The sequence below is a fragment of the Klebsiella sp. BIGb0132 genome, from assembly GCF_024810075.1.
In the GTDB taxonomy this organism is placed as follows: domain Bacteria; phylum Pseudomonadota; class Gammaproteobacteria; order Enterobacterales; family Enterobacteriaceae; genus Klebsiella; species Klebsiella terrigena.
This window is the reverse complement of sequence record NZ_JANUDW010000001.1, coordinates 1,290,470-1,306,934: the sequence shown is the minus strand read 5'-3', so window position 1 is coordinate 1,306,934 and position 16,465 is coordinate 1,290,470. Positions and strand designations below refer to the sequence as shown.

The 16,465-nt window shown below is 57.6% G+C and carries 15 protein-coding genes; 2 read left to right on the top strand and 13 right to left on the bottom strand.

Annotated features, from left to right (window positions below):
- Positions 1–191: 191 nt before the first annotated feature.
- Positions 192–683, top strand: coding sequence for a YajQ family cyclic di-GMP-binding protein (locus M2416_RS06015; protein WP_041144301.1), 492 nt, complete (start codon positions 192–194; stop codon positions 681–683).
- A gap of 27 nt (positions 684–710) precedes the next feature.
- On the opposite strand, the gene M2416_RS06010 is transcribed toward M2416_RS06015, so the two are convergent.
- The 8 genes from M2416_RS06010 to M2416_RS05975 form a co-directional block, all read right to left on the bottom strand.
- Positions 711–2,075 carry an MFS transporter gene (locus M2416_RS06010; protein WP_045854210.1) on the bottom strand — a complete coding sequence of 455 codons (1,365 nt, stop codon included), beginning with the start codon at positions 2,073–2,075 and terminating at the stop codon, positions 711–713.
- Between the two features lie 156 nt (positions 2,076–2,231).
- Positions 2,232–3,410, bottom strand: a complete 1,179-nt coding sequence (locus tag M2416_RS06005; protein WP_259222658.1) for a Gfo/Idh/MocA family protein — start codon at positions 3,408–3,410, stop codon at positions 2,232–2,234.
- A 339-nt stretch (positions 3,411–3,749) separates the two neighbouring features.
- A complete protein-coding gene (locus tag M2416_RS06000; protein ID WP_041144304.1) occupies positions 3,750–5,114 on the bottom strand; it encodes an MFS transporter in 1,365 nt (454 codons plus the stop codon).
- A gap of 10 nt (positions 5,115–5,124) precedes the next feature.
- Positions 5,125–5,943 (bottom strand): sugar phosphate isomerase/epimerase family protein, encoded by an 819-nt coding sequence (locus M2416_RS05995; protein ID WP_135185123.1) that lies wholly within the window; start codon positions 5,941–5,943, stop codon positions 5,125–5,127.
- Positions 5,944–6,008: 65 nt separating this feature from the next.
- Complete coding sequence (locus M2416_RS05990) at positions 6,009–7,712, bottom strand: FAD-dependent oxidoreductase (RefSeq protein ID WP_259222650.1); 1,704 nt, start codon at positions 7,710–7,712, stop codon at positions 6,009–6,011.
- Between the two features lie 10 nt (positions 7,713–7,722).
- Positions 7,723–8,043 (bottom strand): NIPSNAP family protein, encoded by a 321-nt coding sequence (locus tag M2416_RS05985; RefSeq protein WP_004099512.1) that lies wholly within the window; start codon positions 8,041–8,043, stop codon positions 7,723–7,725.
- A gap of 13 nt (positions 8,044–8,056) precedes the next feature.
- Positions 8,057–9,733 carry an FAD-dependent oxidoreductase gene (locus M2416_RS05980; RefSeq protein WP_259222647.1) on the bottom strand — a complete coding sequence of 559 codons (1,677 nt, stop codon included), beginning with the start codon at positions 9,731–9,733 and terminating at the stop codon, positions 8,057–8,059.
- On the bottom strand, positions 9,730–10,551 hold the full coding sequence (locus M2416_RS05975; protein WP_041144308.1) for a shikimate dehydrogenase family protein: 822 nt from the start codon (positions 10,549–10,551) through the stop codon (positions 9,730–9,732). The genes M2416_RS05980 and M2416_RS05975 overlap by 4 nt, the downstream gene beginning before the upstream one ends.
- A gap of 152 nt (positions 10,552–10,703) precedes the next feature.
- Between M2416_RS05975 and M2416_RS05970 the strand changes: the two genes are divergently transcribed.
- Positions 10,704–11,462, top strand: a complete 759-nt coding sequence (locus M2416_RS05970) for an IclR family transcriptional regulator domain-containing protein (protein ID WP_041144309.1) — start codon at positions 10,704–10,706, stop codon at positions 11,460–11,462.
- A 50-nt stretch (positions 11,463–11,512) separates the two neighbouring features.
- Here M2416_RS05970 and cyoE read toward each other — a convergent pair whose 3' ends face one another.
- Genes cyoE through cyoA form a run of 5 tightly spaced genes read right to left on the bottom strand, consistent with a single transcriptional unit; the run spans position 11,513 to position 16,300 of the window.
- Positions 11,513–12,400: a heme o synthase gene (gene cyoE / locus M2416_RS05965; RefSeq protein WP_045854212.1), complete on the bottom strand. Its 888-nt coding sequence runs from the start codon at positions 12,398–12,400 to the stop codon at positions 11,513–11,515.
- 11 nt (positions 12,401–12,411) lie between these two features.
- On the bottom strand, positions 12,412–12,741 hold the full coding sequence (locus M2416_RS05960; protein WP_041144311.1) for a cytochrome o ubiquinol oxidase subunit IV: 330 nt from the start codon (positions 12,739–12,741) through the stop codon (positions 12,412–12,414).
- Complete coding sequence (locus M2416_RS05955; protein WP_076944669.1) at positions 12,741–13,352, bottom strand: cytochrome o ubiquinol oxidase subunit III; 612 nt, start codon at positions 13,350–13,352, stop codon at positions 12,741–12,743. Before M2416_RS05955 ends, M2416_RS05960 begins: the two co-directional genes overlap by 1 nt.
- Positions 13,342–15,333 carry a cytochrome o ubiquinol oxidase subunit I gene (gene cyoB, locus M2416_RS05950; protein ID WP_041144313.1) on the bottom strand — a complete coding sequence of 664 codons (1,992 nt, stop codon included), beginning with the start codon at positions 15,331–15,333 and terminating at the stop codon, positions 13,342–13,344. Before cyoB ends, M2416_RS05955 begins: the two co-directional genes overlap by 11 nt.
- Positions 15,334–15,352: 19 nt before the next feature.
- The gene (cyoA, locus tag M2416_RS05945) at positions 15,353–16,300 is read right to left on the bottom strand and encodes a cytochrome o ubiquinol oxidase subunit II (RefSeq protein WP_041144314.1); all 948 of its coding nucleotides are present in this window, start codon (positions 16,298–16,300) and stop codon (positions 15,353–15,355) included.
- Positions 16,301–16,465 lie beyond the last annotated feature (165 nt).

Genomic DNA, 16,465 nt, shown 5'->3' with positions numbered 1-16,465 from the left:
CCTCACCTGCGACAATCCCAGGCACTCATAACTAAAGTATATACTCGTTGTCCTTCCTGCTGCAGCCAATGCCGTCGCGGCTGGAAAAACCTGGAGCATAGCGCCGTTAGCTATGCTTGCGGGATAACCAGTTGAGTTATGCCGTGTTGCAGGTATTATGCAACGCAAAAGAAACGAAAGGAGAGGAAAAGATGCCATCTTTCGATATTGTCTCTGAAGTCGATCTTCAGGAAGTTCGAAACGCCGTAGAGAATGCGACCCGTGAAGTTGAATCGCGTTTTGATTTTCGTAATGTGGAAGCCAGTTTTGAGCTGAACGAAAAAAATGAGACCATCAAGGTTCTCAGCGAGTCTGATTTCCAGATTAACCAGCTGCTGGATATTCTGCGCGCTAAGCTGCTGAAACGCGGCATTGAGGGCAGCTCTCTCGAGGTGCCGGAAGAGTTCGTGCACAGCGGTAAAACCTGGTTTGTGGATGCCAAACTGAAGCAGGGCATTGAGAGCACGATGCAGAAAAAAATCGTTAAGCTCATCAAAGACAGCAAGCTGAAGGTGCAGGCGCAGATTCAGGGCGAAGAGATCCGCGTGACCGGCAAGGCGCGTGACGATCTGCAGGCGGTAATGGCGCTGGTGCGCGGCGGCGATTTAGGCCAGCCGTTCCAGTTCAAGAACTTCCGCGACTAATAAAAAAGCGGGTTATCCCCGCTTTTTTTAACTGCCTTTTATCGCCTGCTCAACCTCGAAGCGATTGGTCAGCTTGCTGTCGATTTTGACGTAGACCGAACGCTCTTCGGCAACCACCAGCGCCTGCTTCACCCCGTCGAGGGCCAGCAGACGCGTCTGCAGCGAATCATCTACGGCCACCTCACCCGGGATTTCAATTCTCAGGCTGCTGACGTACGGCGGCTCGCTCATCGTTCCGGCAACCAGCAGCCACAGCATCGCCAGCAGCGCGCCGAGCAGGAACACGGTCTGCGAATCGAAGAAGCCGTCAACCCAGCCGCCGAGCGCGCCGCCGATCGCCACGCCGAGAAACTGGCTGGTGGAGTAGATGCCCATCGCGGTGCCTTTATACCCGGCCGGCGACTCTTTGCTAATCAACGACGGCAGCAGCGCTTCCAGCAGGTTAAAGGCGAGGAAGAACAGCTGAACCCCCGCGACCAGCTCCCAGAAGTATCCGCCCGCGCCCCACAGGACGATTTCGGCGACCAGCAGCAGCGCAACGCAGAACACGAAGACCTGCTTCATCTTGCGCTTCACTTCGGCATAGATGATAAACGGCACGACCGAGACAAAAGAGATAAGCATGGTCACCAGATAAATCTTCCAGTGCTCAGCGGCGGGGAAGCCTGCGGCTTCCAGCTGGCCGGGAAGGGCGACGAATGTCGACATCAGCATGATGTGCAGGCACATAATGCCGAAATTGAGCTTCAGCAGCTTTGGCTCGGCGAGCACTTTGCTAAAGCAGCCTTTTACCATGCCTGATTCGCGGTTCAGCACGTGATTATGGCTGTTGGGCACCACCCACAGGGTGAGCAGAATGCCCATTGACGCCAGTCCGGCGATCATCCAGAACAGGGCGTGCAGGCCCAGCTGGTGGGTGACTATCGGCCCCAGCACCATGGCGATAGCAAAGGTGACGCCGAAGCTGACGCCAATAAAGGCCATCGCTTTGGTGCGGTTCTGCTCGCGGGTTAAATCGGAAAGGAGCGCCATGACCGCGGCGGCAATCGCCCCGGAGCCCTGCAGCGCCCGGCCGAGAATAATGCCCCAGATGGAGTCGCTGAGCGCGGCGATAACGCTGCCAATAACGAAGATCAGTAGGCCGCCTACGATCAGCGGCTTGCGGCCGATACGGTCGGAAAGCAGGCCGAACGGGATCTGAAACAGGGCCTGGGCCAGTCCATAAATACCAATCGCCAGACCGATAAGCGCCTCGCTGGCGCCCTGTAATGCCATACCGTAGGTGGTGAGAACCGGCAGAACCATAAACATGCCGAGCATACGCAGCGAGAATACGGTTCCCAAACCCCAGGTCGCGCGCAGTTCGCCTGGCGTCATTTTGTTATCGTTCATTACCACCTCAATCTAAAAACTGCGCCTAGTGTAGTGGGGGGAGCCGGAAGCGTAAATAAATGTTTGTTTAACAGATATTACCGGTCTGTTGCGCGGCGAGGTAAGTGCGGTAGAAATAAAGAAACCGGTGGAGGAAGCCCCACCGGGATGCAGCATTTATTGTAAATTAAAGTCAACCCACTGGCCGCCGGCGTCGGCGGATTTCACGCATTGTTCAACCCAGTAGACGCCGTGCAGGCCGGCCTCGACGTTCGGGTACCAGAAGTCTGCCAGCAGCTCGGCATCGCCGCGATCCGTCGCATCCATGGCAATAGCGAAGCGGCGGTAGAGGTTTGCCCAGGCTTCGAACAGACCCTCAGGATGGCCGCCGCCGATGCGATCGTCCGCCAGCGCCTCACGGCTGAGGTAGGGCATTCCGCGCTCAAGGATCCGTGCCGGTTCGCCCTGCACCTCGTAGCTGAGCTGGTTGGGGCGCTCATCCCACCATTCGATACTGGCTTTTTCACCGACCACGCGCACCTTTTGCGAATGCATGGCGCCGCTGTTGACTGCGCTGGTCCACATCGAACCGACCGCACCGTTGTCGTACTCCATCAGCACGAAGGCGTTATCTTCCAGCGGCGCCCTGGACTTAACGAAGCTCTGGCGGGCGCACATCAGGCGCTTAATGCTGATCTGCGGCACCATGGTTTCGGCGATAAACAGCGGATGCGTTGCGAGATCGCCCAGCACGTAGCTCGGGCCCGCGTACTCCGGCGTCACCCGCCAGCGGGTCGATTCCGCCTGCAGCTCGACCGCCTCGTTATGAAAACCGTGGGCGAACTGCATGGTGATCACCCGAATCTGGCCGAGCAGCCCTTCGGCGATCATCTGCCGCGCCTGCTGGACCATCTGATATCCGGCATAGCCGTAGGTGACGCCGACGATTTTGTTCTGCCGTCGGCTCAGCGCCAGCAGCTCGTTGGCTTCGGCGGCGGTGAAGCACAGCGGTTTTTCGCAGATAACGTGCAGCCCGGCTTCCAATGCGGCTTTGGCGATCGCAAAGTGGGTATTGTTTGGCGTGGTGACCGACACCACCTCGACGCCATCGGGACGCAGCGCCTCCTCGCGGAACAGGGTTTGATAATCGGCGTAGCAGCGCTCTGGCGCGACGCCGAGCTGCTGGCCAAACCGGCGTCCGCGTTCGGCATCGATATCGAGCGCGCCCGCCAGCAGGGTAAAGACGTCGTCGCGCAGCGCCGCAGAGCGGTGGCTGTAGCCAATCTGGCTGGTGCCGCCGCCGCCGACCATCCCCCAGCGCAGGGAACGGGGCAGGGGTTTCATGCCGTTTAACATGGAGCTCTCCTTTCAAAAACACGGGTGTCAGAGGGGACGTTGAGTGATTCCTGCCGCTTGCGCCGTCGACGGGGCATATTTCGGCATCCACATTATGGAATTATTTATTTCATTTTATTGTTAGTTTGAAATTTATTTTTCGTTTGTGCGAGGGCGATCGAAAAATGGCCGCACTCCGGGGAGATACGGACAGGAGAGAGTGTGAGGTGTTACGTAAGGCGGTGCGGCTTGCTGCCGCACCGCCTGCTTCTCAGACCGTACGCATGGCGGGCTGATGGGGGGCCGCAGTATGCCAGGAGGCAGCGGCTCCGACGGCAATAGCGGGCGTAGCTGTTTTATTCACGATGCGCTCCCGGCTGCTGCGGGTGATGCGCTATCGTCGGCGTGGGGAGAATCGGCAAACAGCTCTTTGGCAATCAGTCCAGCCACGGTCAGGGCCGCCGGAATACCGAGGATCAAAAAGACGCTTTCAAAGCTGAGGTTTAGCGCCATCATTTCGGCACCGGCAAAGGCGCTGATAATAGCCCCGACGCGGCCGATGCCGTGCATCCAGCTGGAGCCGGTAGCCCGCGCCTGGGTCGGATAAAAACGCGCAGAGAGCGCGTTCATTCCGGTATTGCCGCCGTTCAGACAGGCCCCGCTAATAAAGGCCAGCAGGCACAGAAGAGTAAAGCTGGCCGCGGCATAGCCCATTGCCATGGTAAACAATCCGCCAACGGCAAAAATAACCGCCAGCGCACGGTGCGGGTTAATGCGGTCCATCAGCCAGCCGGCAAACAGCGAGCCGAGGGTCCCGCCGGCCTGATAGATGGCGGTCATTATTGCCGCCTGGCTTACCGTCATGCCGACCTCTTTAACCAGCGTCGGCAGCCAGCTACCCAGCAGATAGACCAGAAAGAGTCCCATAAAATAGACCAGCCACAGCATCAGCGAGCCGAAGCGATACCGGCGGGAGAGCACGATGCGCATTGCGCTGCCGCTGACGGGCTGCGCTGGCAGGGTAAACTCCGCGTCATCGGCGATTTGCCCGGGATAAAGCCGCCGCAAAATCGTGCGGACCCGCGCGGCAGGAGCGCCCTTAATCACCAGAAAACGCACCGATTCCGGCAGCTTCCAGATAAGCACCGGCGCAAACAAAATAGGCAGCACGCCGCCTAAGGCCATTAAGGAGTGCCAGCCAAAGCGTGGAATCAACCACGAGGCGGAAAATCCTCCCGCCGCCGCGCCGAAGGTGAAGCCGCAAAAGATAATCGTAATAATGAACGATCGCCGCCGCTCCGGCGCATATTCTGAGACCAGAGTACCCATATTCGGCATCGCAGCCCCCAGCCCGAGCCCGGTCATAAAGCGGAAGAAGATCATCTGATCGATATTTTGCGAAAATGCGGTAGCGATGGTCCAGAAGCCAAAGAAGAAGACGCTGTTAACGATGATTTTTTTCCGCCCCAGCCAGTCGGCAAGCGGGCCGGAAAAAATAGCGCCCAGCGCCAGACCAATCAGCGCGGCGCTAATGACAAAGCCGAGCTCATGGTTGGTGACTCCCCACTCCTGCTTCAAGGTAGGGGCGATAAAACCCATAATCGCGATATCAAAACCATCCAGCGCGATCACGCAGAAACCTAAGAAAACCACCAGCTTCTGATAGCGGCTTAAGGGGTTATGGTTAATTAACTCTCTGACATCCAGGCGTTGAGTCTGTGTCATAGCGCGTCCCTCAGACGGATGGCTGCAGATAGGACTGCGCGGCATTGAACAGCAGCTGCGCGCGCTCAAGTGCGGGTAAGGCGCCCCGCTCACCGCTTAACGGCACCTCGAGCGAGACGGCGAGCGTCGCGGGAAGGGCGGCCATCAGGCCCGATAGATCGAGGCCGCCCTCGCCGGGAACGTTACGCGCGGCGCGGGCCTGATGGATAAGCTCCTGCTCATTGTTCGGGAGTGCTGCCGGAGCGTCACACAGCTGCATATAGTTCAGGTAATGGTGCGGAAGGCTGGAGAGCGTCTCGAGCGATTCGCCTGCTCGCCAGAAATGGATAGCGTCGATCAGAATACCTACATCCGATCTGCCGCTGGCGTCAATCACGCTGCGGGCGTCGGCAATAGTACGCAGGCAGGTCCAGGGCATGGGTTCGAGATTCATCGTTAAGCCATACTCTTTACCCGCCTGCGCCAGCGCCGCGAGGCTCTCCGCGCTGCGGTTCAGATGGCTATCGTTGCCGGCGACCAGCACCTGTTTTGCCCCCAGGCGCTCGGCGGTCTGCATAAACAGATGCAGCTGCGCATCCAGAGCAAAGTCTGGCGTCAGGCGAACAATTTCAACATCGGAAACATGAATACCGGTATCGCGAAGCGCCGCTAAGGTTTCGCGAACGGTGGCGGTATCGCCGAGCATGTCGTAGTTTGGGTCGGATGGCGTGGCGGGAAGTAGCCGCAGTCCGACGTGAGTAAAGCCGGTTTGAGCGGCAATCCGCACCTGTTCCGGCGGCGAAACATCCAGCACGGTCAGGGCGGCGAGTGACAGGGTACGCATGTTCATAAAGACTCCAGTACAGTGGCAGGTGGTTGTTGTTATGTAGACGGCCGTCCCTGGTGAGTTGTTGTTTACTGCATTGTTTTATCTGTATTTTCTGTCAAATGTTTACCAACAAGATAACCAAAGGTCATCGCCGGACCGAGCGTAATACCGCCGCTGGGATAGTATCCCCGCATCACGCTCGACATATCGTTACCGATGGCGTACAGGCCGGAAATGGGCTGCTGCTGTGCGTCCAGCACGCGAGCCTGTTCATCGGTTTTCAAGCCGCTAAAGGATCCGAGTGAACCCGGCAGGATGCGTACCGCATAGAAAGGGGGACGGCTCAGCGCGCCTAAGGTCGGGTGGTGAGGATTGGCAGCGTCGCCCTGGGCCTGGTTATAGGCCGAGGCTCCGCGCTGGAATTCATCGTCCCTGCCGCAGGCGGCGAAGGTATTAAAGCGGCTGATGGTCTCCTTCAACTGGGTGCTATCGATAGCACATTTTTCTGCCAGCGCCTCCAGCGTCTCGCCTGACTGCAGGTAGCCGGTGCGCAGCCATGCCCTGGCTGAGAAAGGGGCCGGACGAGCCTGGCCTAGTCCATAGCGGCGCAGCGCCAGGCTGTCGGCAAGCAGCCACGCCTGCGGAGTTTCTCCAGGCGGCGTGGCTTCCAGCAGGGCGGCAATAAAGTCGTGATAGGAGTCAGCTTCGTTGGTGAAGCGCCTGCCGTTGGGCAGTACGGCGACAAACCCCGGCTTAGCACGTTCAACCAGGTGCGGGAACGGCAGCTGCAGGCCGCTGGCGAGGGTGACGCGTGAAACCGGCGCCCAGGCCATCGCGTGTCTGAGCGAGTCGTCAAACTGGCCGCCGACCGACTCTCCCAGGCGGATCCCATCCCCTTCATTGCCCGGCGGGGCGGCCGAGAAGTGGCCGTAGCCGCTTGCCGCGTGGGCGACATGCTGAGCCAGGCGCTGCTTATCGTGGGGGAAGCCGCCGCAGGCGAGAATAACCGCATTTGCGCTGACCTGAACCTGACCCTCATCGCTGCGTAATACCGCGCCGGTCACGCCGGCTGCTGACGTTAAGAGGCGTTCTACCGGCGCATTCAGCTGGAAGTTGACGCCAGCATCCAGGGCCGCGCGCAGCAGGCGCGCCACCAGCGCGTTACCGTTGACCAGATGCCGTCCGCGACCGTGGCGTAAGCGCTGCCAGCCGTGGCGCAGCAGGCGCCGTGCGGCATACAGCGCAGAGCGCGGAGAGCGAGTGGCGTTAAAGAAATGCGTCATGTCGGCGCCGCCAGTAATCCCCATACCCGCAAGGCTGATTGTCTCGAGCGGCGGCCTCAGTCGATGCAGCCAGTCACCGAGCAGGCTGCCATCGAACGGCCGGGCGGTGACGGAACGTCCGCCCTGCGCGTAGCCTGGCGAGTCGTGAAAATCAGGCATCCGGCTGCCGGAAATAAACTGCACTACCGTGTTGTGGCGAAAGAAATCGATCATTTCCGGGCCGTATTGCAGAAAAGTGAGCAGGCGGGCATCGGCGGGTTGCCCCGCCATTTCGTGTTGAAGATAGGTGAGCGGCACGCTGGCGTCCTCTTCGATGCCCTCCTCGCAGGCCAGCGGATTGCGGGGGATCCACAGCCAGCCGCCGGACCACGCGCTGGTGCCGCCAATCACCGACTCTTTTTCCGCCACCAGCACGCTGGCGCCGTTGAGGGCGGCGGTGACGGCGGCTGAGAGACCCGCCGCACCGGAGCCGACAATCAGCACATCTACTTTCACATGCCTGCTCATCTATGACTCCTTATTGCAGCGGTGAAAAATCGGTAGGGCGCAGCAGAACGGACTCCAGGCGCTCGACGGCCGCCAGCTCGCGGTTTTTGCGAGAGAAGGTGAGCCAGCGTTCGTCCTGCGCCATTCGCGCGCGGCGTACCAGGCGATCGTCAAGACTTTCATAAGCCCAGATATGCACCACCTGATTAACGACGCCAATCTCGGTAAAGAAGAAACCAATCAACTTGCCGAGATGTTCGGTTTGTACGGCGTAGGCATCGCTTTTATAGAGCGCCAGCCAGTCGGCCATTTTTAATGGGTTGATGGTGTAGGTACGTTTTTCGTAGATCATGACATTCTCCTGATTAAAGTGCGGGTTGTTGCGCCATGTGGGTGGCGCAGAGATAGCCGAAGGTGAGCGCCGGGCCGAGAGTGATTCCGGGGCCGGGGTAGGTCCCGGCCATCAGTGAATCCATATCATTGCCTACGGCATACAGCCCTCTAATGGGCTGACCTTGTTGATTAATGACCTGAGCATCGGCGGTGGTGACCACCCCGCGTGAGGTGCCCAAATCACCGGTATAGAGCGTGATGGCGTAAAAGGGTGCCGCGGTGAGCGGGGCGTTACAGGGGTTAGGCTGGTGGCCGGGATCGCCCATTACGCGGTTATAGCTGTTGCCCCCTCTGGTAAATTCCGTATCGCTGCCGCTGGCGGCATCGTGGTTATATCGGCTAACGGTAGCGGTCAGGGTTTGTCCATCGATCCCTAGCGCCTGCGCGAGCTGGGCAAGAGAATCCGCTTTATGCAGATAGCCGGCCTTTATCAGCGCGTCGTTATTGACCGGGGCAGGACGCGCCAGCCCGAGTCCATAGCGCTTCATGGCCAGCGCATCGCAAATCAGATAGCAGGGCGCATTTTCTTCCCGGTTTTGCATCGCGCTGGCGAAATGGTGGTAGGAGTTAGATTCATTCACGAAACGCACGGCGCGCTGGTTAACGGCAATGACGCCGGGCTTGGCGCGGTCGGTGACGAGGTGCGGGAAACGCTCTTCGCTGCCATCCGCATGACGCAGGACGGAGACCGGCGCCCAGAAAAAGTTTGACGGTAAATCGCCCCCCTGCCGGGCGTTCAGGAGCGCCGTCAGGCGAAAAGCCGCGCCGTCATTGGCGTCGGGCGACATGGTGTAGTGCTGGCGCGTTTTCGGCCGGTATCGTGCGGCCAGTCGGCCGGCGGCAAATCCCCCGGCGGCCAGCACCACGCCCTGGTGCGCATGGAGTACGCTTTTCTGGCCCGCATGCTCAATCTCGACGCCGGTGACTTCACCGTTGCTTTCGATGAGCGACGTTACGTTGACGTTCAGCCGCAGGCTCATGCCCTTGCGAAAGGCGAGGGTGGCCATCCGCGCAATTAAAGCATTGCCCATCGCCAGCCGGGTTCCCCGAGGATATTTCAGGCGATCGCGGCCATAGCGCAGCAGCAGCTTTGTGCAGTGGGTGAATGAGCGTAGCGAGCGGCGCATATCGAGAAAATGCTGAATATCGACGCGGTTGACCATCATGCCGCCGAATAGCAGCATCCCCAGTGGAGGCGATCGCAGTTCACGAAACCGGTCGCCAAGCCTGCGGCCGTCGTATTCGACGACCTCAAGCGCGCGGCCAACGTCAACGGCGCCGGGCTCATCCGGGTAATAGTCGGGAGAGAGCGGGCGCAGGCTGTATTTCACCGCGCCCTCTTTTTCCAGAAAGGCCAGCGCTTCGCGCCCTGAGCTGACGAAGGCATCCACCATCTCCGGGCGGTAGTGCTGCTCGCCGATAATCGTCTTCAGGTAGGTTTTTATGGTTTGTTCCGGGCCGCTTTTTCCCTGCTGGCGCGCCTGATCGCTATCGTTGATCCATACGGCTCCGCCTGAAATAGCCGAGGTGCCGCCAAACTGAGGTGCTTTCTCCAGCATCAGGACCGAGAGCCCTTTACAGCACGCCGTCACCGCTGCGGCAAAACCTGCCGCGCCGCTGCCGATAACAATAACGTCCCAGCTTTTCATGCGACCGCCCCTTCTTCATGAGCGATGGCGCCAATGAACTGCCCCATCAGCTTCATCTGCGCTAAGGCCATTTCAGGCCCGGTTTGCACCACGCAGCCCCGGGCTTGAGCGAAGGTCAGCAGGGGAGTCATCACCGGTGCGGTGACGACATCAGCGACATAGGTGGTGGCCTCCAGCGTATCCAGCAGGGTTTGCGGCAGCGGCAGCGCGTCAAAGCCGCTCATTCCGGCGGGGGAGCCGTTGACCAGCAAATCAAAGCCGTTAAGGGTGTCCGGCAGCGTGGCGAGGTGCAGCTCTGGAAAGCGAGTGGCCAGGCGGTTATGCAGCAGCTGCAGAGTGGCCGAATTCTGGTCGTGGAGAGTCAGGTGGCTGATACCCGCTTCGCACAGGCCCCATGCGATGGCGCTCCCTACGCCGCCGCAGCCTGACAGCAGCGCTTTTTTTCCGCAGGCCTGAAATCCCCGCATTTTTGCGGCAAGCAGAAAGCCGACGCCGTCCAGCATATCGCCCTGTAAGCGGCCGTCCGGCAGCTTACGCACTACGTTTACCGCGTTGAGGTGGCGCGCTCGCGGGGTGAGCTCATCGACCAGGGAGGCGACGCGCTGCTTGTGCGGAACGGTAACCAGCACGCCGCTCATATTCTGCCATCCACGTAACGCGTTCAGGTAGTCAGCCACCGCCTCCGGCACGATATCAACCGGGATCATCACGCTGTCCTGGCCCTGCCCGGCAAAGTAACGGTTGAAATTCTCCGGTGATTTAACCTGTGTAATAGGGTGGCCGATAACGGCAACAACCTGAGTGAATCCACTGACCATTTCAAACCTCACTTGTTAAATGAATGTTGTGAAAGTATTTCAGTGGACGCTGGGAGCGGCAACGCAGAATTCGGACGTGTTGGTTGTTAATCGCACCATCACTGCGATAATCGCACTAAACTGAGTCTCTTGTTGCAAAAGTGTGAACAACTATGCAAAACCAAATACATCCACGCGATTTGATCGTCGGACTGCAAAAAGGGCTGGCGCTGATCCAACTCTTTTCAAGAGAGTATCCCCGTCTCTCCGTCCCGCAGGCGGCAAAAATGAGCGGGCTGACGCAAAGCGCGGCGCGGCGGTTCTTTCTCACCCTGCTGCATGAGCGCTACCTGCAGACCGACGGACGCTACTACTGGCTGACGCCAAAAGCGCTGCGCCTGGGGCAGGCCTATGTTGATTCGGCCCAGTTCCCGCGGATGGTGCGGCCGATTGTTGAGTACATTGCCAGCCGCACGGAGGAGCACGCCTCGGTTGGGGTGATTGATGATGACGAGCTGGTTTATATCGCCCGCAGCAAACATACGCCGTTTAACTCCACCTCGGTTCGGCTGGGTGAGAGGGTACCGATTTACTGCACTGCCGGCGGACGTCTGTGGCTGGCATCGTTGGCTGAGGCTGAGTGCGAAGCGGTCCTGCAGCGCATCAGGCGCGAACAGCGCACCCCTTATACGGTGACCGATATTGCACCGCTAATGGAAAAGATTGCCCAGATCCGTAGGCAGGGATACGCCGCGATTGAGCAGGAGTTTGAAATTGGGATGTTAGTGCTGGCAGTGCCGCTGGCGGATAGGGAAGGGGTGTACTGGGGGGCGCTGAGCTTGACCAGTCATCTGTCGCGGACCTCGCTTGATGCCCTATGCCGCGATCATCTTGATTTACTCTACAGCGCGCAGGCGATGCTGATTAGCTAGCGGGACAAATAAAAAACCCCGCCGAAGCGGGGTTTGTCACAGAGCCAATCTTATCCGACGTAGGCCAGCAGATTGTGCGAGTTCGGCACCATAAAATCGACGGACATCATCACCGACAGCGCGGTAATGGCGACGATGGAAAAGACGAACAGCTTGCGCGCCCAGACTTTATCATCGGCCACTTTGTAACCGCGCAGCGCCATACCCAGCCACCAGACGCTCACTGCGGCCGCCACGACCAGGTATTTATACCCGGCGTAGCCACCCAGAGAGAGCATCAGCGTCGCGACGGCGAAAGCAATGATGTAGACGGTGATATGGTTCTTGGCAACCGAGATACCTTTCACTACCGGCAGAACCGGAATATTTGCCGCCTGATAATCCTTGAAGCGGAAAATCGCGATGGCATAGGAGTGAGGCATCTGCCACAGGCTAAAGATAGCCAGCAGAATGGCGGCACCGCTGTCGAAATTACCGGTAACCGCACAGTAGCCAATCACCGGCGGCGCAGCGCCGGAGAGAGAACCAATCAGCGTGCCGTAAACGGAGTGGCGCTTCATGTACAGGCTGTAGACGCCGACATAAACCACGAACCCCATCACCCCCAGCCAGCAGGCCAGGGGATTAGCGCCAAACCACAGGAGCATGAAGCCAGCAATACCCAGCAAGGTGGCGTATACCAGCGAAGCTCCTGGCGAGATCAGCCCTTTGACCAGCACCCGGTTTTTCGTCCGTTCCATCTTGCGATCGATATCACGGTCGATGTAGTTGTTGAATACACAACCCGAGGCGACCACCAGGGACACGCCAAGGAGCGTCCAGGCGAACAGCGGATAGTCGATGTGGCCCTTAGAGGCCAGCAGGAAACCGCCGATCACCGAGATCAGGTTGCCGAAAATGATGCCAGGTTTCGTTACTTGCAGGTATTGCTTAAACATACTCGCCGCTCTTAGTGCATCATCATGTTGTAGTTCAGGTTCCACATAATCCAGATGGAGCCGATAACAACGATAGCAATGATGATTACGGTGAAGATAAACGCGGTCAGGTTCCAACCTTCGTCAGATTTGCTGTTCATGTGCAGGAAGTACACCAGGTGTACCACGATCTGCACAACAGCAGTGACCAGGATAGTTCCCAGAATAGCCGCATGCGATGCGGAGCCACTCATAACCATAGCAAACGGAATGACCGTCAGAATGATCGACAGGATAAACCCTGTCATGTAGCTCTTAACGCTGCCGTGAGAAGCGCCGTTATGATCGGTAGAATGACTCATTACATTGCCCCCATCAGGTAAACAACAGAGAACACGCAGATCCACACCACGTCCAGGAAGTGCCAGAACAGGCTCAGGCACATGATACGGGTACGGTTAGTTGGTGTCAGGCCGCGACGCGACACCTGGAACATCAGCACCGCCATCCAGATCAGACCGGAGGTGACGTGCAGACCGTGCGTGCCGACCAGCGCGAAGAACGCTGACAGGAAGCCGCTGCGATCCGGACCCATACCTTCAACAATCAGGTGATGGAATTCATAGATTTCCATCGCGATGAACCCTGCCCCGAAGAGGAAGGTCAGCGCCAGCCAGGAAACGACCTGGCTCTTGTTGTTTTTGTACATGGCGATAGCCGCCATGCCGTAGGTGATGGAGCTGAACAGCAGCAGAGCAGTTTCAACCAGAACGAACGGCAGTTCGAAAATATCTTTACCGGTCGGGCCGCCCGCCGTGCCGTTCACCAGAACGGCATAGGTAGCGAACAGGGTGGCGAAGATAATGCAGTCGCTCATCAGGTAGATCCAGAAGCCGAATACCTTCATCGGCCCTGTATCGTGATGCCCGTGGTCGTGTCCGTGGGCGTTATGCGCAAGAGTATCAGTTGCCATTTTTCAGCCCCGCTTTGTTAATTTCATCGAAATGCTGACCTTCCAGTTTTTCGACTTCTGCAACAGGCACGTAGTAATCCACGTCTTCGTCAAAGCTCTTAATAATCCAGGTGACAACGATGCCGACAAAGCCAACAATCGCCATCCACCAGATATGCCAGATCATCGCGAAACCAAACACCGTTGCGAAGGCAGCAATAACGATGCCGGCGCCGCTGTTTTTCGGCATATGAATCTCTTCATAGCCTGCAGGTTTCTTGTACGCTTCGCCTTTTTCTTTCATTTCCCAGAACGCATCGCGCTCGTGGACGTTCGGAACGATAGCAAAGTTATAGAACGGCGGAGGTGAAGAGGTTGCCCACTCCAGAGTACGGCCGCCCCACGGGTCACCGGTCAGGTCGCGGTTTTGCTCACGATCGCGGATGGAGACGTAGAACTGAATCAGCTGGCAGAGGATACCGCAAGCGATCAGCGCCGCGCCGCATGCTGCAACAACCAGCATCGGGTGGAACTGCGGATCGATTTGCTGGCTCAGACGACGGGTCATCCCCATGAAGCCCAGCACGTACAGCGGCATAAACGCTACGAAGAAGCCGATGATCCAGAACCAGAACGCGCGTACGCCCCAGGTTTCGTTCAGCGTGAAGCCGAAGGCTTTTGGCCACCAGTAGGTCAGACCTGCGAAGCAGCCGAAGACCACGCCACCGATAATAACGTTATGGAAGTGGGCAATCAGGAACAGGCTGTTGTGCAGAACGAAGTCCGCGCCCGGAACCGCCAGCAGTACACCGGTCATGCCGCCTACGGAGAAGGTGACGATGAAGCCGATAGTCCACAGCATGGCAGAGTTCAGGACGATACGTCCCTGGTACATAGTGAACAGCCAGTTGAAGATCTTCACCCCGGTCGGGATGGCGATAATCATGGTTGTAATACCGAAGAAGGCGTTGACGTTCGCACCGGCACCCATGGTGAAGAAGTGGTGCAGCCAAACGATGAACGACAGAACGGTAATACAAATGGTTGCCCATACCAGCGAGGTATAGCCGAACAGACGCTTACGCGAGAAGGTTGCCGCGATTTCGGAGAACACGCCGAATACCGGCAGAACCAGAATGTACACTTCCGGGTGACCCCAGGCCCAAATCAGGTTGATGTACATCATCATGTTGCCACCCATATCGTTGGTAAAGAAATGGGTGCCCAGGTAGCGGTCCAGGGTCAGCAGCGCGACGGTGACGGTCAGAATTGGGAAGGAAGCAATAATCAGGATGTTGGCGCACAGAGAAGCCCAGGCGAACACGGGCATCTTGAACATCGTCATGCCAGGGGCACGCATCTTGATAATGGTCACAAAGAAGTTAATACCGGTTAAGGTGGTCCCGATACCGGACAGCTGGAGAGCCCAGATCCAGTAATCGACCCCAACGCCCGGGCTGTACTCGATTCCCGATAGCGGCGGGTAGGCCAGCCAACCGGTCTGCGCGAACTCACCGACGCCCAGAGAGAGGTTAACCAGAATAACGCCAACAACGGTGAACCAGAAGCTCAGGTTGTTAAGGAACGGGAACGCCACGTCGCGCGCGCCGAGCTGCAGCGGAACAACGAGGTTCATCAGACCGATAACAAACGGCATCGCTACGAAGAAGATCATGATAACGCCGTGGGCGGTAAAGATCTGATCGTAGTGGTGAGGAGGCAGGAAGCCCGCATCCCCGGCCGAGGCCAGCACCTGCTGGCTACGCATCATGACGGCGTCAGCAAAGCCACGCAGCAGCATAACGATTGCTACGATGACGTACATGATACCGAGTCGTTTGTGGTCAACCGAAGTCAGCCACTCTTTCCACAGGTAGGACCACTTACCGAAGTAAGTGATTGCCGCCAGAAGCGCCAGTCCCCCGATGATGATTGCAGCTACCGTAATCACGATAATAGGTTCGTGATAGGGCACTGCATCCAGTGTTAGTTTTCCGAACATCGTTTTCTTCCTCGGTCCCTTAGTGAGCGGTTTCCGCGTGGCTCATGTCCATGCCTTCCATTCCTTCGTGCGCTGCGTGCTCGCCTTCAGGTTGGGACATGTCCATGCTCTTGCCGTGAGACATGAATTTGCCGATAACGTCTTTAAACAAATCTGGCTTCACGTTAGAGAAGTATTCCACTTTGTTGTATTCGCTAGGCGCAGCCACTTTTTCGAAGGCAGCCATGGAGTCCATGGTGTTCGAAGACTGTTTTACTTTCGCTACCCACTGATCGAAAGATGCACGATCCGGCGTGGCGAGAGCTTTGAACTTCATTCCTGAGAAGCCCGGGCCGCTATAGCTTGCGGAGATACCGTCATAAGTACCAGTTTCGTTCGCGATGAGGTGCAGCTGAGTCTGCATCCCGGCCATTGCGTAAATCTGGCTGCCTAAACGTGGGATAAAGAACGAGTTCATCACGGAGTTAGAGGTCACTTTGAAGTGTACCGGTACGTTCGCCGGGAAGGCGATTTCGTTGACGGTAGCAATACCCTGTTCCGGATAAATAAAGAACCATTTCCAGTCCATCGAAACAACTTCGATGACGATCGGATTCTCTTCGTGAGCTAGCGGTTTGCTTGGCTCTAATGCGTGAGTGGTTTTCCAGGTCAGAACGGCCAGGAACAGGATGATCAGGATAGGAACCGTCCAGACCACAGCTTCAACTTTGTTGGAGTGTGACCAGTTCGGGCTATACTTCGCATCTTTATTGCTCGCGCGATACTTCCAGGCAAATCCTACTGCCATTAAGACGGCGGGAATAACGACAATCATCATCAGGCCAAAGGCCGTCAGTATCAAAGAACGTTGCTCCAGTCCAATCTGTCCTTTTGGGTCAAGGAGCGCAGAATCACAACCACTGAGTAATACAGTACCTGCGATTAATGACATCCATCCCAAACTTTTATTGTATTTCCTAAGTCTCATTGAACGACCTCAATTCCACGGAATCTGGTGGCGCTTAAAGTGTGCGGGCATTTTACGGGAAGGTTGCATTACTGTAAACATGATTGGAGCTGTGTCAGTTCCGTGTTAGTGGGTTCTGCTTGCTTTGTCACATATGTAACCGAGTGTGACGCTGTCGCTTGCAAA